Raw genomic sequence first — 25,901 nt, 5'->3', positions numbered from 1 at the left:
GAAGGAGACCGGAAATGGACGACCACAGAGCACCCTTGGCCGAACCGTTTCCGCTGGAAAACAGTTTCGGCTACCTGATCCGTTCGACCCACCGGCATTTTCAGAACTACCTGAGCCTGCGGATCCGGCCCCACGGGGTGACCCTGGGCATGTGGTATTTCCTGCGCGTCCTGTGGGAGCACAACGGCCTGACCCAACGCCAGTTGTCGGACCAGGTGGGCACGATGGAACCGACGACCCTGGAAGCCATCCGCGCCATGGAAAAGCGCGGACTGGTGCGGCGGGAACGGGATCCGGCCGACGGGCGCAAGCGCCTGGTGTTTCTGACCGAGGAGGGGGAGGCCCTGCGCGCGGTCTTGCTGCCAATCGCGCGCGAGGTGGTCGACGAGGCTGCCGCCGATTTCAGCACGGAAGAGCGCGAGCAACTGCGCGGCCTGCTGATGCGCATGCGCAGCCGCCTTGCCAAGGCGACTGCTGCATCCGACTAGCGCCGGGCGCGCCCGCTCAGGCCGCGCCCGATTCCGGCTTGGCCCATCCGCGCCTGCCCTGGCGGAAGACATAGGCCCCGTAAAGCACCGCCACCGCCGTCACCGTGGCCGATAGCAGCACGATAGGCGAGACGGCTGCCGCCGCCAGCACCAGGTAAAGGCCACGCCTCAGCCAGCTCATCTCGCGCTCCAGCGCATTGGCCAGCAATGACACCGCCACGACGCCGCCAACGGCCGCCAGGCCGATCTCGGGCCAGGTCCCCATCGCCAGAAGGGCGGGGTTCCAGACGAAGACGAAGGGCAGCGCAAAACCCGTCGCCGCCAGCTTGACCGAGGTCACCGCAATACGCATCGCATCTTCGTCCGCGATGGCCGCCGCGGCGAAGGCCGCGACCGCAATTGGCGGCGTCAAAGCCGAGAGCAGCGCAAAGTAGAGCAGGAACATGTTGGCCGGCAGAACCGCCAGGCCCGCCGAGGCGATGGCCGGACCGACCAGCACGGCGGCCAGGATGTAGGCACTGGGCGTCGGCATGCCCAGCCCCAGGATGATCGTGATCAGCGCCGCCAAAAGCAGGAGCGCGATATCACCCGACCCCGCCACCAGAGAGACCAGCCCGCTTGCCTTCATCGACAGGCCCGTCATGGTCAGCCCCCCGATCACCAGACCCGCAGCGGCACATGCGCCGGCCACGGGAAGCATCCGCATCGTGGTTTCGCCGATGCCTTCAAGCAGCTCCCGCGGCGACATCCGGGTGCGCTTCTGCATCATCGAGGTCGCCAGCAAGGAGACCGACCCGAAGACCGCCACGTAGGTCGGGGTGTAGCCGACCAGCAGGGCGATGGTGATGACGATCAGCGGCACGACGAAGATCCACCCGGCTTTTAGCGTCTCGAGGACGGGATCGACCTGGTCGACACCGCGCAGACCGAGGCGACGGGCGCGCAGGTGCACCTGGATATAGATGCCCAGGTAGTAAAGCAGCGCGGGGATCAACGCCGCGAAAACCACGGTGCGATAATCGATGCCGGTGTATTCCGCGAGGATGAAGGCGGCAGAGCCCATGACCGGCGGCATCGCGGCACCGCCCGTCGAGGCGGCAACCTCGACCGCGCCGGCGAAGCGCGCGGAATAGCCCAGCCGTTTCATGATCGGGATGGTGACCGAGCCCGTGGTCGCCACGTCAGAGGTCGGGCTGCCCGAGATCATGCCGTACATGCCCGAAGACAGGATCGCGATCTTGGCGGGTCCGCCCGGCGACCGGCCGGTAAGGGCGGCGGCGAGCTGGAACATGAACTCGGCCCCCCCTGCCCGGCTGAGCAGCGATCCGAACAGGACGAACAGGAAGACATAGCTTGCCGCCACCTGGATCGGGACGCCGAAGACACCGTCTGTCGTGTAGATCAGCGTGTCGATGAACGAACCGAAATCAATATAGCCATGTCCCAGCGGTGCCGGGATCAGGTGGCCCCAGAGGTTATAGGCAAGAAAGACCGTGACGACGACCGTAAGCCCGGGCCCGGTCGTGCGCCGCGTGGCCTCGAGGGTCAGCGCCAGCAGGGCCGCCCCGAAGAAAAGCTGCGCCGTGCTCAGCGGGTAGAGCAGCGTGATATGCGAGGCGAGCGCCTCTCGTGTGACATAGAAATAGACCCCGCAGGCCACCGCCAGAATGGCAAGGGACCAGTCGATCACCGTGGGACGGGGGCCGGCCTCACGAGTGGCGCCCACATGCAGGAACAGCAGCGCATAGATGCCGCAGACGAACAGGATGCCCACCAGCAGCGCGTCGGGAAGCGCAAAGATATTCGCATAGACGACCCAGAGCGCGAACGCCGCCGAGAACAAGGTGAGGGTCCGGCCGAGGGCGCCGCCAATCACGCGGCGGCGCCCGGTGCCCAGGAATCGAGCAAACATTACAGCAAGCCTGCCTCTTTATAGGCCCGGATCGCGCCGGGATGATGAGGCGCGGCGGTCTCGCGCACCATCAGCTGATGGCTGAGGGCCTTCATGGCGGGATGCACCGACTGGATCTTGTCGATATTCTCGATCATCGCCTTGGTCAGGGTATAGGCGGCCTCTTCCGACATCTCGTCGCTGACCGTCAGCACCGCGCCGAGGGCGAGGGTTGTGACCGGCTCGGGCTGGTTCTCGTAGGTGCCGGCGGGGATGGTGAACTTGGCGATCGAGAACTCCTTGCCGACGGTATCGAGAACATCGTCCGGGACATTCAGAAGCCGCATGTCCAGTGCCTCCTCGACCTTGCGGATCGAGCTGTGGCGCACGAATACGCCGTTGGCATAGACATCGACACGCCCGTTGGTCAGCATGTCGGCCTGTTCTTTCGAACCGGCGGTGATGATGGCGCCGCCCCAGCCCTCAAGCTGTTCGGCACCAGCGCCCGCGGCTTCCAGCATCGCCGCGGCGACCTGACCGGTGATGTTGCCCGCGCGGTTGATGGTGATCTTGGTGCCCACCTTGTTGGCGGCGATGTCGGCCAGCGAGCGGACGCCGTTCTTCTCGGCCCAGCTGTTCGAGGCGATGAACTGCATCGGGGCCCAGTCGTAGAGGTATCCGATCGTCCGCAGGTTCTTGACCGGACCCCGGAAAGGCGCGCCGCCGGCCAGTGCAATCTTCAGCTCGGCGTCGTGGATCAGGCCCATCTCGGCGCGTCCTTCCGAGACGATCAGCGCGTTGGCAAAGCCGCCACCCGAGGTCTGGTAGGTTACCGAAGATCCCGGCGAGTCGGCGCTCAGCGCGGCTTCCAGCCCGGCGCCCAGCAGGGTCCAAAGCCCCCCGGGGCTTGCCCCGGCCAGCGTCAGGTTCAACTGTTCGGCCTGTAGCGGCGCGGCCAGTGTCAGCGCGGCGGCGACGGCCGCGGCGGTTCTTCTCAGTGTCGATGCAAGCATGTTATCCTCCCTTGATGCCCGTTCGAGTTTCAGCCGGCGGGGGTCGCTTCTGGACCCACCCCGGCCTGTTGGTTGGAGCCTGCCATCACGGCGCGTCCCCAAGCCCATGGAGAAGAGCCGCGAAACCGGCGGCTCCGGTGACCTCGCGCAGCGGAAGGTCCGCCGCGGCCGAGGCCAAATCTGTTTCACTGCCTTCGTCGAAGCGAAGGCCCTCGCCGTCCCAATACCACCAGTAAATGACGGCCCCCGCGCGGTCGCGGATCGGGGTGCGGAACGTCGGGAAAGGAGAGTTGCCCGCCTCGTCGGGAAGCGCGCCCACCTTCTGCCAGTCGAGGTCCAGCTGCGAGAGAACCGTCTCGAGCGGCATGAGCAGGATCTCGCAATCCCCGCCCTGCAACAGGCCGGCCGGATCGGCGGGCCGCGTCTTGCAAAGCGACGGGGCCAGGCGGACGACCGGCGGGTAGCTGGGATGGACGTGGGTCACGCTGGCATAGGCCAGCCCGTTGCCAGTCTGCATTTCGATGATGTCGAGCGGTGCGATCCGGGTCATCGGGGCCTCACAGACTGTAGGATTCTATGGTGGAGGGGTGGAACAGCTCCTCCACCGCCACGCGCCGGGGTGAGAGACCCTGCGCGTGGTGGTAATCAAGAAATCGGTCCAGCACGTGGGCGTTGCCCGCGTAGCCGTAGGACCAGGGGTCCGATCCCATCAGGCGCTGCGCCATGCCAAGGCCGTCCTCGACAAAGGGCATCGTGACCTTGGTCGCCGAGGTGTCGGCCAGCGCCGCCTCTGCCAGGCCCTTGGCCTGGGTGAACGCCTTCAGCAGCGCGCCGGGCAGCCAGGGGTGGGCCTCGGCGAGGGAGCGGCGCAGGCCCAGCACGTGCATGATCGGAAAGATGCGGGTCGCGCGGAAATAATCCGCGGCGGCGGCCATGGTATCGGGCCACAGCCGGTCGACGTCTGGATGCCCCTCGGCAAAGCAGCGCGGCGCGCGCGGGCCGATGAACCCGTCGATCTCGCCGGCGGCCAGCATGTCGTTCAGGGTCGCCCCGTCGGGGGCGTTTTCCATGGTGATGTCGGACGGAAGGTCGACGCGGATCTTCTCGGGGCGCCCCGGTGTGTCCATCCCGCCCCGGATCCAGCGGATGTCCGAGGGTTTGACGCCGTGATGTTCCTCGAGGATCCCGCGCAGCCAGACATTGGCCGAAAGCTGATACTCGGCGATGCCGATGCGCCGGCCCACCAGGTCCTTGGGCTCGGAAATGCCCGCATCCTTGCGCACGTAAAGCGAGGTGTGACGGAAGGCGCGACTGAGAAAGACCGGGATCGCGACGTAATGCGGCTCTCCCCGGGCGACGGAGATCGAGTAGGACGACAGGGACAGTTCGCTGATGTCGAAGGCCTGGTGCCGGAAGGCACGAAAGAACATCTCCTCGGGCGACAGCAGCATCGGGATCGGATCCACACCGTCGATCTGCACCCGCCCATCCACGATGGCGCGGGTTCTGTCGTAATCGCCCATGGCCAATGACAGCCGCAACTTGCTCACTTGCTCGTCTCCCCGTGATCCGTTTTCACTTGATGTTCCAGGCGGACAGGTGCCCCGCCGTCTTTTGCCGAACGCAGGATGGCGTGGCAGACCTCAAGGCTTGCCATTCCCCAACGCGCGGTCTGTGCGGGCGCCCGCCCGTGGCGGACCGCATCCACAAGGGCGTCCAGCACCCCGTGGCGCGGACGATCCGTCCCGGGGGCAGCCCGGAATTCCCGTGTCTCGTTTCCGAAAATCTCGACCCCGTCGGGGGTCAGGCGAAGGTCGGCGCGGTCGAGCAGGGCGATCACCGGCCCGAAATGTTCATGGTGCTCGGGGGTCCGAAGCGGCGTGGCAGAACCGAAGGTCCGCGTGGACTTGAGCGCGGCTTCGCGCGCGGGATCCAGCTCCTTCAGGGCCCGACGCGCGGCGCCATACCCATCGGCGGGCTTTTCATGGCCCAGCTCACCCACGTTACCCATCCACAGGTCGCTGTCGAAATGCGCATAGCCCGAATAGGTCAGCGTGGCGAAGGCGCCCCCCTCGAAACCGATCAGCGCGCTGTAGGCGCCTTCGGTCGGCCGCTCGGGATCCCAATCGCCGGTCATCGCAGTGATCTGCCGGCCCATCCCGCCCGCCAGCAGCCGGACGATATCGACTTGGTGCACCGCCTGCGAGAAGAGGACACCGCCCCCCTCCTCGGTCCGAAGCTCTTCGGGGCGACGGGGACGGTAAAGGAAATCGGTGTAGTTGAACGCCTGGATCATCCGCAGCGCGCCGAACTCGCCGCTTTCGATGATGTCGCGCGCCAGACGCACGGGCGCGTCGAAACTGTGGGAGGGGCCGACGATGACCTGCACGCCCGCCGCCTCGGCGGCCTCCACCATGGCGGTGCCATCCTCGAGGGTGACGGCCAGCGGCTTGTCGACAAGCACGTGCTTGCCATGGCGCGCGGCGGCCTCGACATGTTCGCGGTGCATCTGGTGGGGGGTGGCGATGTAGACGGCCTCGACCTCGGGATCGGCGCACATGGCTTCGACACTGTCGTAGGCGGCGCCGCCATACTGGTCTTCGAAGGCCGCGCGGCTTTCGGCGCGGGGGGCAGCGGCGGCGACAAGCCGAACGCGCGGGTCGGCGTGAAACGCACCCTGCATGAGCACGAACGCCCGGCCCAGCCCGGCCACCCCGATACGCACCGCTTCAGAGGTCAAGGACAAGCTCCTTCGAGCGGGCGCGGGAGACGCAGATCAGGACGTAATCGTCCTTTTCCTCGTCCATCAGGACCATGTCGCGATGATCGGCCTCGCCCGCGATCAGGCGGCATTTGCATGTGCCGCAGGTGCCGCTTTCGCAGGAGGACACGGTCGCGACGCCCGCCTCGCGCAGGGCTTCAAGGATGGAGCGGTCGGCGGGCACGGTCACCTTCTTGCCGCTGGCCTGAAGCTGCACATCGAAGGCGACATCGTCGGGCCGGGTCACTTCGACCGGCTTGAAATCCTCGAAATTGACCCAGCCTTCGGGCCAATGTCCCGAGATCGCCTGGATCTCGTCCATCAGGGGTTTGGGGCCGCAGCAGAAGACCTTAACATCCCTGGGCTCCTCGAAATGGTCCCAGAAATCATAGACCTGCTCCGGATCCCCCCCGTCGTGATGCGCTGTCAGCATTGCACCCCAGCGCCCCTGCAACTCGTCAAGATAGGCACTCTCCTCGGCGCTGCGGGTGCAATAGATAATCTCGAAAGGCTTGCCCTCGGCTTCCAAGGCCTGGGCCATGGAATAGATGGGCGTCACGCCGACACCGCCTGCGATCAGCAGGTAGGCGGGCGCCTCGCTCAGGGCGAATTCGTTCTCCGGCGGCTCGATCGCCAGGACGGTGCCAACCTCGACCGCGTCATGCATCGAGGCCGAACCGCCGCGCGATCCCGGCTCGCGCTTGACGGCGATGACATAGGCTTCGGGCGTGGCACCCGGGCGGACCAGGGAATACCGGCGCATCGCACCCGAGGGGGTGCGGACGGTGACATGCGCCCCGGGCTCGGCCGCCGGCAGCGCGCCGCCCGCCACAGGGGTCAGGGTGAACTCGCGGATGCTGGGCGTCAGGTCCCGAATCGCGGTCACTTGCATGTCGATCATAGTGCTTTCGTTCGTCATTTTCGGGTCACTCTCCGAATGTGGCTTGAAAAAGCTTAGGGAACTAAGTATTAAGAGTCAACGGCCATTTGACATGGATCAATGACAGCGCAATTGACGAAGGAAGCGATCAAATGCTGACAAATGAAGAGAACGATCTGCTGACCCGTGTGACCGGCGACGCGCCCATGGCACAGCTTATGCGTCAGCACTGGACCCCTGTCTGCCTGCTCGAGGAGGTCGCCGAGAATGACGGCAAACCCCTCCGTGTCGAGGTTCTGGGGGAAAGCTATGTCGCCTTCCGCGACACCAAGGGCCGGCTGGGAATGCTGGACGAGCTTTGCCCCCACCGGAAAGCCTCTCTCGTCTACGGGCGCAACGAGGATTGCGGCCTGCGTTGCCTCTACCATGGTTGGAAAATGGACGTGGACGGCAACGTCGTCGCCATGTCCTCCGAGCCCGAGGGAAGCCCGCTGAAGGACAAGGTCAAGGCCCGCGCCTACCCGGTCCGCGAATGGGGCGGCTTTGTCTGGGCCTGGCTCGGCCCCGTCGAGGAGACCCCCGAGTTCGACCCGCCCTCCTTTGCCCCGACCAACGACACTCCGATCGCCATCCTGAAGATCCGCGTGCCCGCCAACTGGGCGCAGATCCACGAAGGCCAGATCGACAGCGCCCATTCCTCGTCGCTGCATTCCTCGGACATGAAGCCCGCGCGCGTCGAAGGTGCCGCGGCGGACGACAAGGCCTGGTATCGCCCTTCCACCGACAAGTCGCCGCGGATGCAGACCCAGACCACCAGCTACGGCTTCCACTACGCAGCGATCCGCAAGCCGATCAAGAACGCGGCCAGCCACAATTACCTGCGTGTTACCGAGTTCGTGGCGCCCTACTACTCGCTGATCCCGCCGAACAACAATTACAACGTCGCCTCGGTGATCGTGCCGATCAACGATGAAGAGACAGCTTTCCACTTCATCGCCTGGGGCGATCGCGGCACCCCCAGCACCGAGGAATGGCGCCGGTTCAACCATGCCGTTCCGGGCGAGGATGTCGATCACAAGTGGCGCCCCAAGCGCACGCTCGAGAACGACTTCCTTCAGGACCGCGAGGCCATGAAGGCCGGCAACTTCACCGGGGTGCAGGGCATCCCGAACCAGGACATCGTGATGTGGGTGTCGATGGGTCCCCGCGTCAACCGAAGCACCGACGTTCTGGGCGCCTCGGACCTTGCCATCGTCGAGTTCCGCCGCCTCATGGTCGATGCCGCACGCAAGGTGGAGGCCGGAGGCACCGCGATCGGCACGGGCCCCGACAGGGTGCCGCAAGCCCGGATCGCCTCCTGCGAGGGGGTCTATCCCAAGGAGGTCGACTGGCGCACGCTGGTCGCCAACGAAGGCGCCAAAGCCGCGGAGTGATCCGCGCCCGCCCGGGATAACCCTGGCGCCGCGCCCACGGACGGCCCGCCCAACGCCACGACAGCGCCCTGCCGGTAGCAGGGCCTGCCTGGCGGGCGGGCCTTTTCATGTTCAGGGACCTGCTCCGGTCACCCGGGCTCTCCCCCGCTTGGCGGAAAGCCCGGGGCGTAGAAATCAAGGGGGCCGGGATCGCTGTCGCCCGGGGGTGGAACAGCCGGATTTATCTTGTGGCACTGGCCAGTTGCCGGCGGCTAAGATAAGCCACGCGCGTCCATCAACGAACAAGGATCTTGCGATGCGACAGGTGATCGAATCCGGGATCATTGGCGCCGTTTCCGTCGGGCTGGCGGTACTGGGTGCCCTGGGGTTCCAATGGATCGGGATGCCCCTGCCATGGATGCTGGGGCCGCTTTTTCTGTTCGCGGTGCTCTCCTTCTTCGACCTCACCCCCTTCGGCCGGACCCTGGGCCTGCCGGGCAAGTTGCGTGTGATCTTCGTGCCGGTGGTCGGCGTGATGATCGGCGCCCGCGTCACCCCTGACATCATCAGTGAAGTCGCCCGCTGGTGGCCAAGCCTGCTGCTGGTGGTGCCCTACATGGTCGTGGTCCAGCTTCTGAACGCCGAGATCCTGCGCCGGCTGGGCGGCTATGACCGGCCGACCGCCTTCTTCGCCGCCAGCCCCGGCGGCATGGTCGAGGCCGTCCTGATCGGCGAGGCCAATGGCGGCAACGGCCCCCTTATGGCGATCCAGCATTTCGCGCGGGTGACGCTGGCCGTCTCGGTCATCCCCGTCCTGCTGAGCCTGGAACTGGGTCAGCCGGTCGGCAGCGCCGCGGGCGTCGTCGCCAGCGCCGATTTCCGCATGCCAGACGCGCTGGACATCCTGCTGATGTCGGCCGCCGGTGTCGCGGGGGTGTTCCTGGCGCGGGGGCTGCATATCCCGGCCGCGATCATGGTCGGTCCCCTGATCCTGAGCGCGATCATCCACGCCACGGGCATGACCGACGCCCAGATCCCCGACGCCCTTCTCAAGACCGCGCAGCTGGTGATCGGCACCACGCTTGGATCCCGCTTTGCCGGGCCGTCCAAGCGCGACCTGGTTCGCGGGCTGGGCCTGTCGGTGGTGACGCTCAGTTGTACGCTGCTGATCGCCTTCGGTGTGGCGCTGCTGACCTCGGCGCTGGGGCTTGCAGATACCGTGGTCTCGTTCATCGCCTTCGCGCCGGGCGGCCTGGTGGAGATGGGGCTGATCGCGATCTCGCTCGACGCGGACCCGATCTTCGTCGCCACCCACCACGTGATGCGGATCGGTCTGGCGGTGACCATCGCGCCATGGATCTTCCACTGGCTGAACCGCCGATCGCGGGGCTGATGGGGAGCAAGCCCCCTCAGTTGCGAATGGTCTGCAGGAACCAGGCGTCGGGCAGCTCGTGCCCGAGGTTTTGGGCGCGGGCGGCCTCGAATGTGGCGCCCGCGACGGCGTGGAACTGGGCGCCCTGCATGTTGCCGCGTTCGGACCACGTGATCTGATCCGCACTGGTCCGGCCCCGGGCGCGGCCTGCCACCAGGTCCGCCAGGGTCACGCGCTTCTCGGGCAGCATGTTGCCATGGGCGCGCTTGCGGCTCACGCCCTTGGTGGGCCCGGCGCGCCAGGTCAGGAACTCGTCATCGAAGGTCTCAAGCCCCAGGGCTGCCGGCGCGTCGCCGAAACGCAGGTAGGCGTCGACCCGGGCGATGGTGGCCGCGTCGGGCAGGCCACCGCCGCCGATGTTGACCACGTGGGTCCCCGGCTCGACCAGATCGCCGTTCAGCACGGGGCGGTCGGAATCGGTCAGGGCGGCCACGATGTCGGCGCCGCGATAGATCTCCTCGGGGCGGTCGCAGACGACGACCTCGATCCCGTGTTCGCGGCGCATCCGGTCGCCGAATTCCTCGCGGTTGGCCCGGGTCGGGCTATAGACCTGAAGCCGGGTGATGTCGCGCACTGCGGTGAAGGCCTTCATATGCGTCTCGGCCATGCCGCCGCTGCCCAGCATGCCGACGACCTTCGCGTCATCGCGGGCCATGTATTTCACCCCCAACCCGCCGTCGCCGCCCACGCGCATGTGCTGCAGGACCCCGTCGTTCAGCAGGGCCAGCGGCCTGCCAGTCTGCACGTCGGTCAGGAAGATCAGGCCACAGAACAGGCCAGGCTCGCCACAGTATTTCTCTTCCGTGGTGGTGCCGTCTGGGGTGGTGTCGCGGTAGATGATGTCGGACTTCATCCGGATCGCGAAATACCCGCCGATGGCCCCGCCCTCCATCGTGCCCCAGCGATATTCCTTGGCCGGATCATCGGTGGGGATGGTGATGTCGATACGCGGTCGGCAGGTCGCATGACCCGCGGCGGTGGCCAGGTAGCTGGCCTCGAGCGCGGCAATGGTGGCGTCCATGCTCAGCACCCTGTCGGTGGTCTCGTTGTCGATCAGAAGCATCGGGGCACCTTCCTGGCAGGACGATCAGAGACTCAAGCCCGGCAGCAGCAGGCCGGGAAAGAGGGACAATTCCAGAAGCTGGATGAAGATGCCGTAGAGCACCGCCAGCGTGGCCAAGCCCGCGATCGTGGCGTTGCGCCAGTTTCGGCGCCTCTCGAACCCGACGTAAAGGAAGACCGCCAGCGGCCCGCCGACGATGAACCCCGCACCCAGCAGCAGCGCCGTGAAGATGCCGAGCCACAGGAACATCACCCCCTCTGAGCGGCCGCCATCCTCGGCCACCCGTTCGCGGTGCGCGCGGCGAGTGGCGTCGGGGTCCGAAGCCTCCCGCCGCATGTCGCGGATGTCGAGCAATAGCTGCGCCCCCGCCAGAAGCGCCCCGGGCACCGCGATCAGCAAGGGCATGAACGCGGCCTTCTGGGGCAGCGCCAGTGCCATCAGCGCGGCGCCCGCGAAGAGGGCGAAGACCACCAGCGTGGTCAGGATACGGCTGTCAAAGGTCATTGGGCACCTCCCGGCGGCCAGGCTTGAAATGCTGGCGATGGATGTAAAGCGCGACCGTTCCGACGATCAGCGCGATCAGCACCAGGCTGAGCGGACGCAGGAAGAAGGTGGGCCCCCAGATCGCCAGGGCCTTGTGGATCGAATCCTCGGCGATCGCTCCCAGCACCAGGCCGATCACGAAGGGCGGGCGCGGCCAGCCGTGCTTTTTCAGGAAGAACCCCAGCACCCCGATACCGACCAGCAGGACGATATTTTCCCAGGCGGCCTCGGACAGGTAGGCCCCCAGGAAGGCCAGGACCAGGACGAAGGGGATCAGCAGCGCACCGCGCACGAAGACCAGCAGCGAGAAAGCCGGCGCCATCACCAGGAAGACGAAGACCGACAGGAAGTTGGCCAGCGCCAGCGCCCAGATCAGCGACCAGACCAGGTGCATTCCGGTCAGCGCCATCGCGGGGCCCGGCTGGATCCCAAGCATGACGAAGGCGCCGATCAGGATCGCCATGCCCGAGCTTCCGGGCACCCCGAAGAACAGGGTCGGAAGCAGCGCGCCGCCCTCCTTGGAGTTGTTGGCGGTCTCGGGCGCGATGACGCCGCGCACGTCGCCCTTGCCGAAGTTCTCGGGGTTCTTGCTGGTCTGGACCGCGTGGCCATAGCACAGCCACGAGGCCGCATCGCCACCCAGCCCCGGGATGGCGCCAATGGCCGCCCCCAGCACCGAGGTCCTGAGCGTCAGCCACGGGTGGCGGAAGACATCGAAGATCCCGTCCAGCACCTGCTTGATGTCATAACGGGCGGGGCGCCCCTCGACATCCGCGATGGCGCCACCCTTGACGCCCAGCGACATCATCTCGGGAATGGCGAAGAGGCCCAGGACGGCGGCCACGACGCTGACCCCGTCCCACAGGAAAAGCTGATCGAATGTGTAGCGTTCGGCCCCGGTGTGCGGATCCAGCCCGACCAGCGACAACAGCAGGCCCAGAAAGCCGACCGCGACGCCCTTGATCAGGGACCGGCCCGACAGCATGGCGATGAAGGTGATGCCGAACAGGGCCAGCAGGAAGAACTCGGCCGGCGAAAACGCCAGCACGACGGGGCGCAACACCGGCAACATCGCTGCCAGGAAGAGGGCGCCGATCACCCCACCCACGCCCGAGGCGCCAAGCGAGGCGCCAAGCGCGCGCCCGGCCTCGCCCCGCTGGGCCATCGGAAAGCCATCGACGATGGTCGCCGCATCAGGCCCGGTGCCCGGCACACCGAAAAGGATCGACGGGATCGAGCCGCCGGTATGGACAACCGCATGCATCGCCAGCAGGAAGACGGCGCCGGCCAACGGGTCCATGCCGAAGACGAAGGGAATGAGCAGGACAATCCCCAGTTTGCCGCCCAGCCCCGGCACCGCCCCGAAGAACATGCCTATCGGGATGGCCAGCATAATTAATCCCATCAGATGGAACGACGTGACGATTTCGTACAAGGGCGTGAAGATCGCTTGAAAATCCATACGGGCACTTTCTGACGGAGTGAACATCAGTCGAGGCGCATCGACAGCTCTGATCCGGAAAGGCCTGATTGGCGCTTCCGGTCGCGGGGTGCCCTGAAACGGTAGGGGCGACATCAGCGCCCACTCAAGAAAAATTGGACCGCCATTTCACATGAAGGAACAGGGCCGTTTCTGGTTTTGCACCTTTCGCAACCCTCGGCTCCACTCGATTCAGCAACGAGGGAGTGTCGAATGAGGTGCGGATTTATCGGTGTCGGAGAGATGGGGCGCCACATGGCAGGCCATGTTCAGAACGCGGGCCACGAGGTCCGGGTGCACGATCTGGACGCGGCCGCGCTCAAGGCCTGCCGCGCGGAGGGGCTGGCGCCGGCCGCTGGACTGGCCGAGCTGGCGACCTGGGCCGAGGCATTGGTGATCATGGTCGCGACCGACGACCAGACCCGCGCCGTCGTCGCCGACATCCTGGGGGCGCTGGGTGGGTCCGATTCCGCGCAGCCCCCTGCGATCCTCGTCACCGCGACCAACCACCCCGACACCATGCGCGAACTGGCCGCCGCTTGTGCCGAAGCGGGGGTGGATTTTGTCGACGCGCCGGTCTGCTATGGCCGCGAGGGGGCGCGCAACGGCGATCTTGTCTCGCTTGCCGGCGGCCCCGCCAGGGCGGTCGCGCGGCTGAGCCCGGTTATGCTGTCCTATTCCCGCAGCATCGAGCATATCGGCGAGGCACCGGGAAGCGGCCAGATCGCCAAGACCTGCAACAACATGATGCACTGGGCCGCATGCGTCGCCAATTACGAGGTGCTGTCGCTGGCCCGCTCGCTTGGCCTTGATGCGCAGCGGATGCGCGAGACGCTGCTGAAATGCCCGGCCCGCAACACCACGCTGGAACGCTGGGACACGACCCGGTTCACCTGGCATGAAAAGGACATGGATCTGGCCCTTGAACTGGCCCAGTCCCGCGGTCTTCCGCTGCCGCTTTTCGGGGCGGTGGATCAGCTGGTCAAGCACCTCGGCCCCCAGGACGTGGCCGACCTTCTGCGCGGGGAACGCGCGGCTTACCTTGGAAAGCCCCTCGACCCCTAGGCACGCCATCGCAAAGGGCGCGTCTCCAGACCCCAACGATCCTTGAGTGCAATCGGGACTTCATTCCTCTATACGGAATGTTGTCCCGTTGACGGAAACGATGCGCATTGCTAGCGTTTTTGCCAGCACCGACGAAAATCCAATGCCACGAAACAAGGAGGAGTCATGTCCACAGGACAGGATGAGAATGGTGGCCTTGGCCACAACAGCGACAAGCGCGAAAAAGTGGTCTGGGAACGCTGGACCCGCAAGCGCACCTTCGTTCGCGCGCTCGAGGGCAACTACAGCGAGATGAAAGAGGAGCTTTACAAGCAGCCTCGCGTCTACAAGACCTCCGAGATGAAGTGGAAGGGCGGGCCGCACAACTTCGGCAAGAAGGTCATCAACCCCCAGGCCAACAAGATCGCCCAGTCGATCGAGGCCCATGTCGATGCCTTCGCGCCCCACGGCTACGGCCAGATCCACGGCCACATGAACTCGGCCGTGTTCTTCGTGCTCAAGGGCAAGGGCCACGACATCCACGACGGCAAACGCCTGGATTGGGAAGCGGGCGACGCGCTGATCGTCGAGAATGCCTGCGTGCACCAGCACCTGAACGACAGCGACGACGAAAGCATTGTGCTGGTCCTGAAGGCCAAGCCGCTGTTCCTGTTCATGCACATGATCTTCCAGAAGATGGTCGAGTTTCCGCCCACCGAACCTGTGCCGGGCCACGAAGACTATCACCCCCCCGTCAGCCTCTGAGCGCAGGAAAGGATCAGACCATGGACGCATCGACTTTCGCCGACGCCATCGAACGCCAGCGCGCCAAGCAGGCCGCCCCCGAGGTGTCGTTCTACAACGACGCGCTGAAGGCCAGCCAGGAATTTCGCAAGGAATACGACAACCGTCTCAACGTCGTCAAAAGCGCGCAGATGCCGCTGGAGCGGTCCGGCGACGGGCTTATCAAGCACATCATCAACGAGCGCATGGACACCAAGGAGTGCTGCATCGACGTCTACATGCAGTTCATCGAGGCCCAGAAGGCCAGCGGCACCAGCCGTCACCTGTCCGAAGAGATCGCCTTCGTGATCGAGGGCACCGGCCACGACCTGCATTACGACGTGAAATTCGAGTGCAAGGTCGAGTTCGAGTGGGAATGGGAAACCACCCCCAAGAAATACGACTGGGGACCGGGCGATTTCATCTACGTGCCCCCCTATGTCGCGCACAAGCGGGTCAACACCTCGGACATCGAGGCGCGGATCGTCGTGTGCAACAGCCGCATCATGAAGTCCATCGGTCTGGACTGGTTCGATCAGCTCGAACCGGCCGAGGGCTTCGAGGATGTCTGGGTTCCGCCAGCTGACTGAACCCAGTCCACCAAGGGGGACCGGGCCGCCAAAAGAGTTCGGCTCCCGCATTTCAACCGGGAGAAGCGACATGAAGACACTACTGACGGCCCTTGCCGTCGCCTCCAGCCTGGCGCTGCCAGCCTGGGCGGACGGATATTTCAAGGGCAAGACGATGACCTACATCATCGCGACCAACCCGGGCGGCAACTACGATGCCTACGCCCGCCTGATCGGTCGGCACCTGGAGACGCGCCTTGGCCTCGACAAGCTGGTCTTCAAGAACCTGCCAGGTGCCGGCCACATCATCGGCACCAACACCCTTGCCGCCGCCGAGCCCGACGGGCTGACCATCGGCACCTTCAACACCGGCCTGATCTACGCCCAGATCCTGCAGCGCAAGAACATCAAGTTCGACCTGCGGGAGCTGAGCTGGGTCGGCAAGGCCGCAGCGGACCCGCGGGTCATCATCCTGTCCACAAACAGCGGGATCAGCAGCTTCCAGGAGCTCCTGGACACCCCCGAGACTGTGCGTTTCTCGGCCTCGGGCATCGGCTCGGCCTCGTTCACCGAGACCAAGATGCTGATCGACGGGTTCGACCTGAAGGTGGACATGATCCCCGGCTACAACGGCAACGAGGGCGAAATGGCCATGCTGCGCGGCGAGGTCGTCGGGCAGATCGGCAGTCACGGGTCGATGAAACCCTTCGTGGACGCCGGCAACGGCGTGGTCGCGGTGGCGCTTGGCGGGGACCTACAGCCCCAGGCCATCGACTTCGCCCAGTCCGATCGCGCGAAATCCATCGTCAACCTGATCAACGCGATGTCGAGCTTGGGTCGCCTGACGGCAGCCCCTGCGGGCGTTCCCGAGGACGTGCTGGAAGAACTGCGCACGGCTTATATCGAGGTGATGAACGACCCCGGCTTCCTGGCCGAGGCCGAGAAACTGGGCCTGCCGATCGAGGCCGCGCGCGGCGACGAGGTGGCCGAGCTTGTTCGTGCCGCCCTTACCCAGACCCCCGAGACCGTGGAGATCATCGCCACCGCGCTGGAAGTCGAGGTGCCCACCAACACCACCAAGACGAAGATCATGAGCATGGGACCCAAGAACAAGGTCGTGGAGTTCATGGATGGCGACAAGACGATCAAGGCCAAGATCTCGGGGTCGCGCACCAAGATCACGTTGGACGGCCAGGCCGCCGAACGCGAGGCGCTGATGGCCGGGATGGGCTGCGAGATCGAGTACGATCCCAACCATGAAGAGTTCGAGCCGAGCCGGATGGACTGCACAAAGTAATTCGCCCCTCCCCTGCTTCTGGGCGGGGGTCACTCACGCGAATGGAACGGGCGGGCCGGGCAACCGGACCCGCCCGCTTCCTTTTTAGCGGCACCTTTGTGGGGGGTGGGACCTACGGCGCGGCCATCGGCGCAGCTGTCCCGAAATCGCTGAGCAGCCCGACCAGCATCGCAAACCCTCCCGCCAGGAAGGGCACGACCAGCACCGACAGCACCCGCAGCCGGAAGAACGACGGCCCCAGCAGGGGCAGCTCGTAAATCAGGATGCGATGGGAGCCGAACAGGCTCCAGGACGTGATGAAGGTCATCAGCGCCGCCGTGCTGGCACCGGCCTTGGCGAACACGGCGGCAATCGCGAAGGAAATCACCGGCCCCGCGGGCACCAGCAGCCCGGCGGCGGCGGCCACCGGCAGGGCCAGCAGCCCCGCGTCGGGCCCCATGTGCCGCGAAATGGCCTCGGCCGGCAGGACGGCCGCGATGAACCCGGCCGCGATCAGTGCGCAGATCATTCGCGGGACCAGCTGCGCCCCCTGCTCGATCACGCGGCGCAAAACGGGGGCCGGATCTTTGTGCCGGTGGAAGGCGATGGCGACGAGGGCCATCAGCAGGCCCAGCAGGACGAGGAAACCGACGCTCATTCGCCGGGCCTTGCCTGGCGGGGCGAGTTGACCGGCCCGGCCTCGGGCGGCTCGCGCAGGGTCAGGGTCAGGGGAAGCGCACGGGCGATCATGCCGGCCAAGATCGGCAGGGGCAGGCTGACGGCCAGGCGCAGCATGGCGAATTCACTGCCCATGAACGGCACATCCCAGACCAGGACCCTTTGCAGCCCCAGCAAGGCCCAGGCGGTGATGTAGGAAACAAGCGCCCCGCGATCCGCCCCCGAGGCGGCCAGCACGGCCAGAAGCGCGTAGGCCGAGGTCGGCCCCCCGGGCGTCACCGCCCCCGCCACAAGGGCGATCATCAGTCCCGCCAGCCCGGATTCGCGCCCGACCAGGCCCGCCAGTTTCTCACGCGGCAGCATCACCCAGATCAGCGCGGCAATGGCCAGCGCCACCGCCAGCCGGGGCAGCAATTGCATCAGAAGGCCGATATCGCCTAGCAGCGCCTTCTCGACCCCGGACCAGCCCTTCACGAACCAGCACAGCACCCCCGCCGCGAAGGCGGCGCCCAGGAACCCCAGGAAACCGCGACCGAAGGCCGCCTGCCGCAGGTTGCGGCGCCATGCAGGGCTGGAGAGATAGCTGTAATCGGGCAATCGCACTCCTTCAAAGGGCCGACCGCAGGGGCCTAGTGATCGTGGCGGTGGCCGTGGTGCTCGTGGTCATGGTCGTGATCATGGTCGTCGTGGGAATGCCCGTGCGCCTCGTCCCGCTCGTCACGGTATCGGCGCTCCAGGGCGGCCGTCTCGGCATGACCGGCGGTCACGGCCTCGATCACGGCGCGGAAAAGATCGGCGTCGGGCGGAAGCTGGCCCGCCAGGAATCCCGCCAGCCGGGCGAAGGCGATGGCCTGGGAGGCGATGGCGTCGACCGCCTCGTCCTCGGCGGCAGTGCTGGCGTCGCGGATCGCGCGGGTCAGCCCCTGCTGGAACAGCTCTTCCATGTAGGCGGCGCGACCCTCGGCACGGTCAAGGCCGCGGGGCCCCGCCGGCGGGGCGGCGTCATCGCGTGGCTCCGGGGTTTGTCCCATCATGCGGGCCATGACGGAAAACCGCTCAAGCAGTTCCTGGTTGATCAGGATGTTCTCGTCGATCTCACCGCACATTGGCGTGTCTCCCTTGGCTCAGGTGAAAGGCCCAGCACTTGGCGAAAAGGCCGGGCTTGTCCAGGTTGGCGCGATGGGCGTCCAGGTCCCCGGGCGGCAACGGTGTGGCGGGGCCCAGCAGCGCCGCGCGCCATGCGCGTTCGGCATTCTGCTCGGAATAGATGGCAAGCGCCGTGGCCTCGGTCAGTGCGGCCAGCGGATCGCCCGCGCGCCCGGTGAAGACCGACCCGTGGCCGGCCAGGTAGATCCCCCGCGCCTGCCCCATCGCATCCGCCATCGCCGCACCGCGTGCGCGCGTCGAGATGGAATGGGCATGGGGATAGGTCGGCGTGTCCGAGATCAGCGCCGACTGGGGCATCAGCAGGGGCAGCGGCGTGCCGGTCTGGGTGAACAGGGTGCTCCACATCGGATGGCCATGGACGACGGCGGCCACATCCGGGCGGGCAGCGTAGATGGCGGCGTGCAGATGCGCCTCGTTCGGGGGGCGAATGCCGTCGATGGCCGCCAGCGTGTCGGGCGCATCGACCCGGACGCGGCAGACCTGGTCGGGGCTCATGGCGGCACGGTCGCTGGCGCCCGAGTTGATGTAGAAGCCCGGCTGCTGCGCGCCCGCGGCGGGGTCGCGCATCGAGGCGTGGCCGTTGTAATCCATCACCCCGGCGCCCACGAGGATGGTGACCGCGTCGCAGATGCCTTGCAGCAAGGCCTGATCGCGCGCCCCCGACCCGCCGGCTTGCGCCGAGGAGGAGGCCCGCGCCGTCATCAGGCGTGGCCGTCCAGCAAGGGTCCGAAGAGGGTCGCGAAATTCTCCTGCGCCAGCATTCCGCCGACAAGGATCGCGCCTAGCCCGATGGCGGTCATCGCCGCCCCCGGCAGCCAGCCGCCCAGCCGCTCCAGCTTGCCCAAGGGCAGCGCCACGACGGCGGAAAGCCCGGCCATGCCAAGGATGGAGCCCAGGCCGAAGACGAGAAGATAGCCCAGCACCTGTCCCAGGCTGTCGGCCGTGGCCGAAACGAGCACCAGGAACCCGGCGGAGCCTGCCAGCCCGTGCATCATCCCCACAGCCAGGACCAGCCCGTTGCGCGGGCGGCGGGCCAAGGCGGCGCGTTCGGGGGACTTGTGGCTGTGCTCATGGGCGCTGTCGGCGTGGCGGACCGGCTCTCCGGCATGGCTGTGCAGGTGCAGGTGGCGGGTGCGGTCGGCGTGTTCATGGGCATGCAGGTGGATGCGCTCGCGCCGCATGCGCAGCAGCACATGCGCCCCCAGCCCGGCGATCATCAGCCCGACCACGAACTCGAGGCCGGCTTCCATCCGCCCGCTGATCGTCAGCCCCAGGAAGAAGACCCCCAGGCAGACCGCGAAAAGCGAGACCGTGTGACCTAGGCCCCACGCAACCCCGCGCGAGACCATGGCCCGCACCCCGCCGCCGCGCGACTGAAGCGAGGCCACGGCGGCCAGGTGATCGGACTCGAGCGCGTGGGTCATCCCGATAAGAAGACCAAGGGGCAGAGCGGCAAGAAATTCCATCGGTTCCTTTCACGCCCTGAGGGCGTTCAGCATGGCAGGAATGAAATCGGCATCCCGCGCCACGACCAGGATCGAGGCGAAGGGGCGCAAGGTGTTGACCACATGACTGGTGGGATCGCTGTCAGGCGAGCTGGCGGGCGCCCCCGACCCACGGCCGTTGGCCAGGGCGGTGCCGGCCAGGGCCAGTCCGCCGCACATGATGTGACGGTGATAGGCTTCGCGGGCGATGACCTCGGCCGCGCCGGCATTCTCGCCGGTAGAGGAGATCAGGACCACGACATCGGCGCCCTCGATCTCCTCGCTCAGTTTCGCGCCGGTCCCGTCGGGGTGCGACAGCGGCAGATCGTCGGCGCCGGTGGCCTCGGGATCGACATCGCCGCCCGAGCCGACGGCCAGGAAATGGGCCCCCTGCCAGGGGGCCTCGGTGATGGCGAACATGGCCTCGGCGGCAGGACCGTCGAGGGCGAAGATCCGCGACCGGCGCCGCCCCGAGTTGGGGTAGTTCACCCGAAAGCGCGCCTCGGCCGCGGTCGAGGCACTGGCACAGCTTGCCAGCAGGGTCGGACGCGTCTGATCAGTCATGTCGCCCCCTTCCCGTTCAGACCGAGGTGTGTTTCTGACCGGGCCGGGCGGCCAGGTCTTCCTTGCAGGTCTCGGCATACGGCTGATCGGCCGGCAACACCACCGCGACCGAGCGGACCATCTGGTGCGCGGGGTCGCGTCCCGGCGGGGTCACGCCCTTGTCGCGCAGGGCCGTGACCGCCTTGCGAAGCCGGTGGCGGGCCATGATGATGCCGTTGTCGGTCGACACCAGGTTCTCCTTGGTCCGGTCCACGATGGGCCCCATGCTTTCCTGAAGGCTGGCGTCCTGCATGGCGATGCCCTTGATGCCGGAATAGGTGTCGCCGCGCTTCTGGGCGTCCCGGTCCATCATGTAGTCGTTGTCCTTGTTCTGCAACGGGCGGAACGTGCCCGGCACATACTCGTTATGGACGCCGTGACCGTCGCGCATGTACTGCACCTCGGCCTCGGTCAGGGCGCGGGTCGGGTGATAGTCGAAACTCCAGGCCCAGCAATTCTCGTCGTCGATCGGGATCCAGAAGTGCCCGTGCATCGGGTGGTCGCCGCGGGGCGGAACCATGGTGAAGCTGGGCATGACCCAAGGCGTGATCCGCCAGTAGAAATGCCCCTCTTCGGCGTTGCGGCGCGCGCCGATGTAAAGGCCGCCCTCGGCCTCGGTCACCTCGAAGACGGGCTTCTTGTCGGCGTGGTTGTACTGGTTGCCCTTGGCCCCCTTGAAAAGCGGATCGCTCTTGAGGCCGCCGGAGTGCAGGAAGGACACGTGGCTGGAATCGATCCCGCCTTCCATCGCCTGCAGCCAGTTGCATTCCTGCCAGCGCTTGGAGGTGTAGGTCTGCTCGGCCGGGACGGTGGCGAATTCCCAGGTCGGCTTGGGCGGACGATCTTCCTTGTCGCCCATGTGGGTCCACAGGATGTCGCCGATCTTGATGAGAGGATAGGCCTGCAATTTGACCTTCTCGCAGAAGCCCGACTCGTCGGGCTCGGACGGCACCTCGATGCACTGGCCGGTATAGTCGTATTTCCAGCCGTGGTAGGGGCAGCGCAGGCCGCCTTCCTCGTTGCGGCCGAACCAGAGCGAGACGCCGCGGTGGGCGCAGAACTCGTCCATCAGGCCATAGCGGCCCTTGCTGTCGCGAAAGGCGATCAGACGCTCGCCCAGCAGCTTGACGCGCACCGGGGCGCAATCGTCCTCGGGCAGCTCGGAGGCCAGGAGGGCCGGGATCCAGTACTGCCGGAACATGTCGCCCATGGGCGTGCCGGAGTCGGTCTGGGTCAGAAGATCGTTAACGTCCTTGCGAAGCATGGGACTGCTCCTTCTTCGTGGGATGGGGCCCGGCCGGGCAAGACCGGCCGGGCAGAGATCGGGTCAGGATTTCGGCGGCAGGTCGGGCTTTTCGGCCTCGTAGGCGGCGTCCATCGCGGGGGTCAGGCCATTGGCCGAAAGGGCCTCGGCGAACATGTTGCGTACCTGCTGGCTTTCGTCGGCGTAATCGATCTGGTCGCCGCCGATGCGCTGGCTGATCCAGGCTTTCGGCACGCCCTGGGCGTTGCGGATGGCGACGCCCTCGTATTTGAACGCGAGGTAGCGCGCGGGCGTGTTCCCGGTGTTGAAGTGCTGGTGATACCACATGTTGGGCGGCACGATCATGCTGCCGGGCTTCCAGTCGTAGCGGGCGGGCTCTTCGCCCTCGGGCCACATCAGGCTGTAGCCTTCGCCCGACAGGATGATGACGTGGGCGCCGGGGCCGTGTCGGTGGCACTTCTTGTAGGTGCCGACCGGGAACTGGCTGATGTGGCTGTTCATCGAGCATTTGGCGAGTTGGAAGCGGATGTGACCGCCGCCGGCGCCGCGCTCCTTGGCCTCGATCAGGGGCAGGTTGACCGCGTCGGCGACGAAGTTCGTCTCCATCAGCAGGCCCTTCTGCTCGCCCTGGTCGGCGAAGTAGTCAGGCTCACCCGAGAAGCGGCCCTTGAAGTCGTGGGGCGTATTGAACAGGAATTCGGGCTCTTCGAAGACGTTGATCAGCGGCGGCATGTTGGTGACCGACACGAACCGCGCAGGCTCGGAGCCCGAGCCGTTGAAATGCTGGTGATTGGCGTTCAGCGGGATGCCGAAGATCGCGCCCGCGCCCCACTCGAAGCTGGTCTTGTCGCCGTCGTCGTTCCAGACGGTGGTCGACCCTCGACCCGAAAGCACCAGGATCGTCTCTTCGTAAAGCTGGCGCTGGGGCTCCAGCTTCTTGCCGGCGGGGATTTCCATCACGTAGCAGTCGTTGGTGGTGCGCGACGCGTCGTGGTTGATGAACACGGCGTTACCGCCGCGACGGGCCCATGGCTTCAGCTCCACCTCGTGGAGGCTGGGGATGTAGTGGCCCTGAATGATGTCCAGGCCCTCGCCGGCGATGAAACGCGTATAGGGCGTTTCCTTCTCCTGCTTGAACTTCTCGGCCAGCTTTTCTGAAACCATAGCATTTTTCACGAGGCGTCTCCGTCTTGCTCAAGCCTTTGCGGGAAAGGCGGATTGGGTGGTTGCATTCACGATAGGGGATGGCTATTGTGTCGTCAATGGACCGACGGTCCGCATAAAGGAACAGTCGCGATGAGCAGCAATTCCCCAGATGACAAGCGGCACACGCTGGACGATCACATGTTCGGCGACTTCTATCCGCATGAGCACGGGGACGACGCCGATCACGACCATGACGACATCGACCCGGGCCCGCTGGAGGACAATCCGATCTGGCAGCGCGACAATGTCATGCTCACCTCGGTGGGGATCGACATCGGCTCGGCCGGCACGCAGATCCTGTTCTCGCGCGTGCACCTGCAACGCATCGGCGAAAGCCTGGCCAGCAAATACGTGATCGTGGACCGGCACACGGCCTATGAATCCCCCGTCACCTTCACCCCCTTCGCGGATGAGACCACCATCGACGGCGTCGCCCTGGGCGCCATCATCGACGACGCCTATGCCGCGGCGCAGGTCCGTCCCGCCGACATCGACGCGGGCGTGGTGATCCTGACCGGCGAGGCGCTTCGGCGCGAGAATGCCCATGCCGTGGCCCAGATCGTGGCCGAGCGGGGCGGCGATTTCGTCACCGCCACGGCTGGCAACCACATGGAGGCCATGCTGGCCGCCTTCGGCTCTGGCGCGGCCAAGGCCAGCCACGACGCGGGCTCGCGCATCCTCAACATCGACATCGGCGGCGGCACGACCAAATTGGCGATCTGCGACAGCGGCAAGGTCGTCTGGACGGGCGCGCTTCACGTGGGCGGGCGCCTGATCGCGACCGAGGCGGGCCGCGTCGTCCGCCTGGACCCGGCCGGACGCCACTTCGCCCGCGAGGCCGGGTTCGACCTGTCGGTCGGCAGTCCCGCCGACGAGGGGGTCTTGGACGAGATTGCGCGCCTGATGGCCGACCGCCTGATCACGGCAATCACCACCAACCCGATGCCCGCCGAGGTGTCCCGCCTGTTCCTGACCGACCTGCCGGGCGATAATTCCGAGCTGGCGTCCGAGGCGGACACGACCCGCATCGACGGGGTGATCTTCTCGGGCGGGGTCGGTGAATACGTCGCCGGGCAGGAAACCCGGTCCTTCGGCGACCTGGGCCTGCCGCTGGGCAACGCCCTGCGCGAACGCGCCGAGGCGGGCGACCTTGGCGCGCCGCTTCTGCCGGCTGCGGCCTGCATCCGGGCGACGGCGCTTGGCGCCTCGGAATACTCGGTCCAGCTATCGGGCCAGACCAGCACCATCACCGCCCCCGGCAAGCTGCTGCCGCGCCGCAACATGCAGGTGCTGAAACCCTATGTGGACCTGACAACCCACCCCGAGGCCGACGCCATCGCCAACAGCATCCTGCGACATTTCGAGGCCTTCGACCTAGAGCCGGCCGAGGACGAGGTCGCGCTGGTCTTCGAATACCGGCTGGAGCCGGACTATCCCTACATCCGCGCGCTGGCCGACGGTATCGTGCAGGCAATGGCGCCCCGGATCGCCGGGGGCCATCCGCTTTACGTCATCATCGACGGCGACATCGCCCACACCCTGGGCGGCATCCTGCGCGACGAGATGAAGCTGGAAAACGAGCTGCTTGTCCTCGACGGGCTCAGCCTGCGGGATTTCGACTATATCGACCTGGGCAAGATCCGCCTGCCCTCATTCACCGTGCCGGTCACCGTGAAATCCCTGCTGTTCGCGGAAGATCCCCGCGCCCCCAACCGGGTCGAGCGGATCCATTTCCGCGACGACGAGGCGATCGCGCGGGAAACCGGGAATGGGGACAGGCATTCACACGGGCATTCGCACGGTCACGCGCATAGCCATGGGCATGGGCACGGACACACCCACTCTCACGGGCATTCGCACTCTCACGGGCATTCACAACCTGACCAGGGAGCCGCCACTGCTGCGCGTTCTGGTCGCAAATGACGGCAAAGGGCCGCATCAGCCGGGTCGCGCCGTTGACACCCGCCGCACGACGGGGCGTTAATGGAACGCAGTTCTCTATCCCGGAACAGCGAAAGGCCCAGAAGAGCATGCCCACCCCGGAAAAATCCGAGCCGAACCGAAATCCGCGCCGCGACAGCACGCGCCTGTCTTCCGTAACGACCGCGATCCACCTTCTCAAGACCTTCAGCCTCGAAGACCAGGAGCTTGGCATAAGCGAGCTTGCCAAGCGGCTGGGCGTGGCGAAAAGCACCGTACACCGGCTGGCAAGCGCCCTACTGGACGAGGGGCTGTTGCAGCAGAACCCCGAGAACGGGCGATACCGGCTTGGCGTCGGTCTTTTCTCGCTGGGCTCGCAGGTGCGGTCGCGCTTCGACGTGGTGAACGCCTCCAAGAAGATCCTCAACGACCTGCGCGAGCGGACCCAGGAAAACGTGCGCCTTGCCGTCCTTGAGGGCCAGCGGGCCGTCTTCATGCATGATTTCGAAAGCCCCCAGACCCTGCGCCTGAAATCGGGTACGGGCCGCCAGCTTCCCGCCTTTGCCGTGGCCGAGGGGCTGTGCCTGCTGTCGGGTATGCGCGAGCCCGAGCTGGAGCGTTTCCTAGAGGCACCCCGCAAGCCCATGACCGAAAAGACCATCACCGACGCGGCCGAGATCCGCGAGCGCGTGCGCCGGGTCAAGCGTCAGGGCTATGCCATCGAGGATGAGGAATGCGAGATCGGCACCCGCTGCCTGGCCGCGCCCATCTACACCAGCGACGGCCGCGTTCTGGCCGCCGTCGGCGTCGCGGGCCCGCGCCTGCGCATGAAGAAAAGCCAATTCTCGAAACTTGCACCCGTCGTGATCGAGGCCGCCGAGACGATCTCGCAGACGATGGGCTTTTCGGGGAGGCCTCGCATCTATGTCTGACACTCACCCAAT

General features: G+C 66.3%; 26 protein-coding genes. 9 read left to right on the top strand and 17 right to left on the bottom strand.

Features of this window, described 5'->3' with window-relative positions; translation table 11 throughout:
* Nucleotides 1-14: 14 nt before the first annotated feature.
* Nucleotides 15-488 (top strand): MarR family winged helix-turn-helix transcriptional regulator, encoded by a 474-nt coding sequence (locus CLV77_RS02065; RefSeq protein ID WP_076979479.1) that lies wholly within the window; start codon nucleotides 15-17, stop codon nucleotides 486-488.
* Between the two features lie 16 nt (nucleotides 489-504).
* Here the strand turns inward: CLV77_RS02065 and CLV77_RS02060 are convergent, their stop codons facing one another.
* The 6 genes from CLV77_RS02060 to CLV77_RS02035 form a co-directional block, all read right to left on the bottom strand.
* On the bottom strand, nucleotides 505-2,400 hold the full coding sequence (locus CLV77_RS02060) for a TRAP transporter permease (RefSeq protein WP_076979480.1): 1,896 nt from the start codon (nucleotides 2,398-2,400) through the stop codon (nucleotides 505-507).
* A complete protein-coding gene (locus CLV77_RS02055; RefSeq protein WP_157801991.1) occupies nucleotides 2,400-3,392 on the bottom strand; it encodes a TAXI family TRAP transporter solute-binding subunit in 993 nt (330 codons plus the stop codon). The genes CLV77_RS02060 and CLV77_RS02055 overlap by 1 nt, the downstream gene beginning before the upstream one ends.
* A gap of 85 nt (nucleotides 3,393-3,477) precedes the next feature.
* A complete protein-coding gene (locus CLV77_RS02050) occupies nucleotides 3,478-3,942 on the bottom strand; it encodes a hypothetical protein (RefSeq protein WP_076979481.1) in 465 nt (154 codons plus the stop codon).
* Between the two features lie 7 nt (nucleotides 3,943-3,949).
* Nucleotides 3,950-4,942 (bottom strand): ABC transporter substrate-binding protein, encoded by a 993-nt coding sequence (locus CLV77_RS02045; RefSeq protein WP_233128079.1) that lies wholly within the window; start codon nucleotides 4,940-4,942, stop codon nucleotides 3,950-3,952.
* Complete coding sequence (locus CLV77_RS02040) at nucleotides 4,939-6,132, bottom strand: Gfo/Idh/MocA family oxidoreductase (RefSeq protein ID WP_083707729.1); 1,194 nt, start codon at nucleotides 6,130-6,132, stop codon at nucleotides 4,939-4,941. Before CLV77_RS02040 ends, CLV77_RS02045 begins: the two co-directional genes overlap by 4 nt.
* Nucleotides 6,122-7,054: a PDR/VanB family oxidoreductase gene (locus tag CLV77_RS02035; protein WP_083707730.1), complete on the bottom strand. Its 933-nt coding sequence runs from the start codon at nucleotides 7,052-7,054 to the stop codon at nucleotides 6,122-6,124. The genes CLV77_RS02040 and CLV77_RS02035 overlap by 11 nt, the downstream gene beginning before the upstream one ends.
* A gap of 131 nt (nucleotides 7,055-7,185) precedes the next feature.
* Between CLV77_RS02035 and CLV77_RS02030 the strand changes: the two genes are divergently transcribed.
* Both CLV77_RS02030 and CLV77_RS02025 read left to right on the top strand, forming a co-directional pair.
* Nucleotides 7,186-8,466, top strand: coding sequence for a Rieske 2Fe-2S domain-containing protein (locus tag CLV77_RS02030; RefSeq protein ID WP_076979484.1), 1,281 nt, complete (start codon nucleotides 7,186-7,188; stop codon nucleotides 8,464-8,466).
* Between the two features lie 295 nt (nucleotides 8,467-8,761).
* A complete protein-coding gene (locus CLV77_RS02025) occupies nucleotides 8,762-9,838 on the top strand; it encodes an AbrB family transcriptional regulator (protein ID WP_076979485.1) in 1,077 nt (358 codons plus the stop codon).
* Nucleotides 9,839-9,854: 16 nt separating this feature from the next.
* Here the strand turns inward: CLV77_RS02025 and CLV77_RS02020 are convergent, their stop codons facing one another.
* From CLV77_RS02020 to CLV77_RS02010, 3 genes are read right to left on the bottom strand one after another with little or no spacing between them, the layout of a single operon-like run.
* Nucleotides 9,855-10,940 (bottom strand): ornithine cyclodeaminase family protein, encoded by a 1,086-nt coding sequence (locus tag CLV77_RS02020; RefSeq protein ID WP_076979486.1) that lies wholly within the window; start codon nucleotides 10,938-10,940, stop codon nucleotides 9,855-9,857.
* A gap of 24 nt (nucleotides 10,941-10,964) precedes the next feature.
* Nucleotides 10,965-11,444, bottom strand: a complete 480-nt coding sequence (locus tag CLV77_RS02015) for a tripartite tricarboxylate transporter TctB family protein (protein ID WP_076979487.1) — start codon at nucleotides 11,442-11,444, stop codon at nucleotides 10,965-10,967.
* Nucleotides 11,434-12,945 (bottom strand): tripartite tricarboxylate transporter permease, encoded by a 1,512-nt coding sequence (locus CLV77_RS02010; protein WP_076979488.1) that lies wholly within the window; start codon nucleotides 12,943-12,945, stop codon nucleotides 11,434-11,436. The genes CLV77_RS02015 and CLV77_RS02010 overlap by 11 nt, the downstream gene beginning before the upstream one ends.
* A 231-nt stretch (nucleotides 12,946-13,176) precedes the next feature.
* Between CLV77_RS02010 and CLV77_RS02005 the strand changes: the two genes are divergently transcribed.
* The 4 genes from CLV77_RS02005 (at nucleotide 13,177) to CLV77_RS01990 (ending at nucleotide 16,656) form a co-directional block, all read left to right on the top strand.
* Nucleotides 13,177-14,028, top strand: coding sequence for an NAD(P)-dependent oxidoreductase (locus CLV77_RS02005; protein ID WP_076979489.1), 852 nt, complete (start codon nucleotides 13,177-13,179; stop codon nucleotides 14,026-14,028).
* A gap of 165 nt (nucleotides 14,029-14,193) precedes the next feature.
* Nucleotides 14,194-14,772 carry a cupin domain-containing protein gene (locus CLV77_RS02000; RefSeq protein ID WP_083707732.1) on the top strand — a complete coding sequence of 193 codons (579 nt, stop codon included), beginning with the start codon at nucleotides 14,194-14,196 and terminating at the stop codon, nucleotides 14,770-14,772.
* Between the two features lie 20 nt (nucleotides 14,773-14,792).
* Nucleotides 14,793-15,380, top strand: coding sequence for a cupin domain-containing protein (locus CLV77_RS01995; RefSeq protein ID WP_076979490.1), 588 nt, complete (start codon nucleotides 14,793-14,795; stop codon nucleotides 15,378-15,380).
* Between the two features lie 70 nt (nucleotides 15,381-15,450).
* Entirely contained in the window at nucleotides 15,451-16,656 is a 1,206-nt protein-coding gene (locus CLV77_RS01990; protein WP_076979491.1) for a Bug family tripartite tricarboxylate transporter substrate binding protein, read from the top strand.
* A gap of 112 nt (nucleotides 16,657-16,768) precedes the next feature.
* Here CLV77_RS01990 and CLV77_RS01985 read toward each other — a convergent pair whose 3' ends face one another.
* The 8 genes from CLV77_RS01985 to CLV77_RS01950 form a co-directional block, all read right to left on the bottom strand.
* Nucleotides 16,769-17,293: a hypothetical protein gene (locus CLV77_RS01985; protein ID WP_076979492.1), complete on the bottom strand. Its 525-nt coding sequence runs from the start codon at nucleotides 17,291-17,293 to the stop codon at nucleotides 16,769-16,771.
* Nucleotides 17,290-17,910 (bottom strand): hypothetical protein, encoded by a 621-nt coding sequence (locus tag CLV77_RS01980; RefSeq protein ID WP_100053102.1) that lies wholly within the window; start codon nucleotides 17,908-17,910, stop codon nucleotides 17,290-17,292. The genes CLV77_RS01985 and CLV77_RS01980 overlap by 4 nt, the downstream gene beginning before the upstream one ends.
* A gap of 32 nt (nucleotides 17,911-17,942) precedes the next feature.
* Nucleotides 17,943-18,419 (bottom strand): hypothetical protein, encoded by a 477-nt coding sequence (locus CLV77_RS01975; protein ID WP_076979493.1) that lies wholly within the window; start codon nucleotides 18,417-18,419, stop codon nucleotides 17,943-17,945.
* On the bottom strand, nucleotides 18,409-19,182 hold the full coding sequence (locus CLV77_RS01970) for a class II aldolase/adducin family protein (RefSeq protein ID WP_076979494.1): 774 nt from the start codon (nucleotides 19,180-19,182) through the stop codon (nucleotides 18,409-18,411). The genes CLV77_RS01975 and CLV77_RS01970 overlap by 11 nt, the downstream gene beginning before the upstream one ends.
* Nucleotides 19,182-19,946: a sulfite exporter TauE/SafE family protein gene (locus CLV77_RS16255; RefSeq protein ID WP_076979495.1), complete on the bottom strand. Its 765-nt coding sequence runs from the start codon at nucleotides 19,944-19,946 to the stop codon at nucleotides 19,182-19,184. The genes CLV77_RS01970 and CLV77_RS16255 overlap by 1 nt, the downstream gene beginning before the upstream one ends.
* A 9-nt stretch (nucleotides 19,947-19,955) precedes the next feature.
* Nucleotides 19,956-20,528 carry a hypothetical protein gene (locus tag CLV77_RS01960; protein WP_076979496.1) on the bottom strand — a complete coding sequence of 191 codons (573 nt, stop codon included), beginning with the start codon at nucleotides 20,526-20,528 and terminating at the stop codon, nucleotides 19,956-19,958.
* A gap of 16 nt (nucleotides 20,529-20,544) precedes the next feature.
* Entirely contained in the window at nucleotides 20,545-21,831 is a 1,287-nt protein-coding gene (locus CLV77_RS01955; RefSeq protein WP_076979497.1) for a Rieske 2Fe-2S domain-containing protein, read from the bottom strand.
* Nucleotides 21,832-21,894: 63 nt separating this feature from the next.
* Nucleotides 21,895-23,007, bottom strand: coding sequence for a cupin domain-containing protein (locus tag CLV77_RS01950; protein WP_197685769.1), 1,113 nt, complete (start codon nucleotides 23,005-23,007; stop codon nucleotides 21,895-21,897).
* 120 nt (nucleotides 23,008-23,127) lie between these two features.
* Here CLV77_RS01950 and CLV77_RS01945 point away from each other — a divergent pair, with 120 nt between their 5' ends.
* Together CLV77_RS01945 and CLV77_RS01940 are read left to right on the top strand one after the other, a co-directional pair.
* On the top strand, nucleotides 23,128-24,960 hold the full coding sequence (locus CLV77_RS01945; protein WP_076979499.1) for an ethanolamine ammonia-lyase reactivating factor EutA: 1,833 nt from the start codon (nucleotides 23,128-23,130) through the stop codon (nucleotides 24,958-24,960).
* A gap of 107 nt (nucleotides 24,961-25,067) precedes the next feature.
* Nucleotides 25,068-25,889 carry an IclR family transcriptional regulator gene (locus CLV77_RS01940; protein ID WP_076979500.1) on the top strand — a complete coding sequence of 274 codons (822 nt, stop codon included), beginning with the start codon at nucleotides 25,068-25,070 and terminating at the stop codon, nucleotides 25,887-25,889.
* The last annotated feature ends 12 nt before the right edge of the window (nucleotides 25,890-25,901 follow it).

The sequence above is a fragment of the Brevirhabdus pacifica genome (assembly GCF_002797755.1).
Lineage (GTDB): Bacteria > Pseudomonadota > Alphaproteobacteria > Rhodobacterales > Rhodobacteraceae > Brevirhabdus > Brevirhabdus pacifica.
This window is presented reverse-complemented; position numbering and strand designations above follow the sequence as displayed.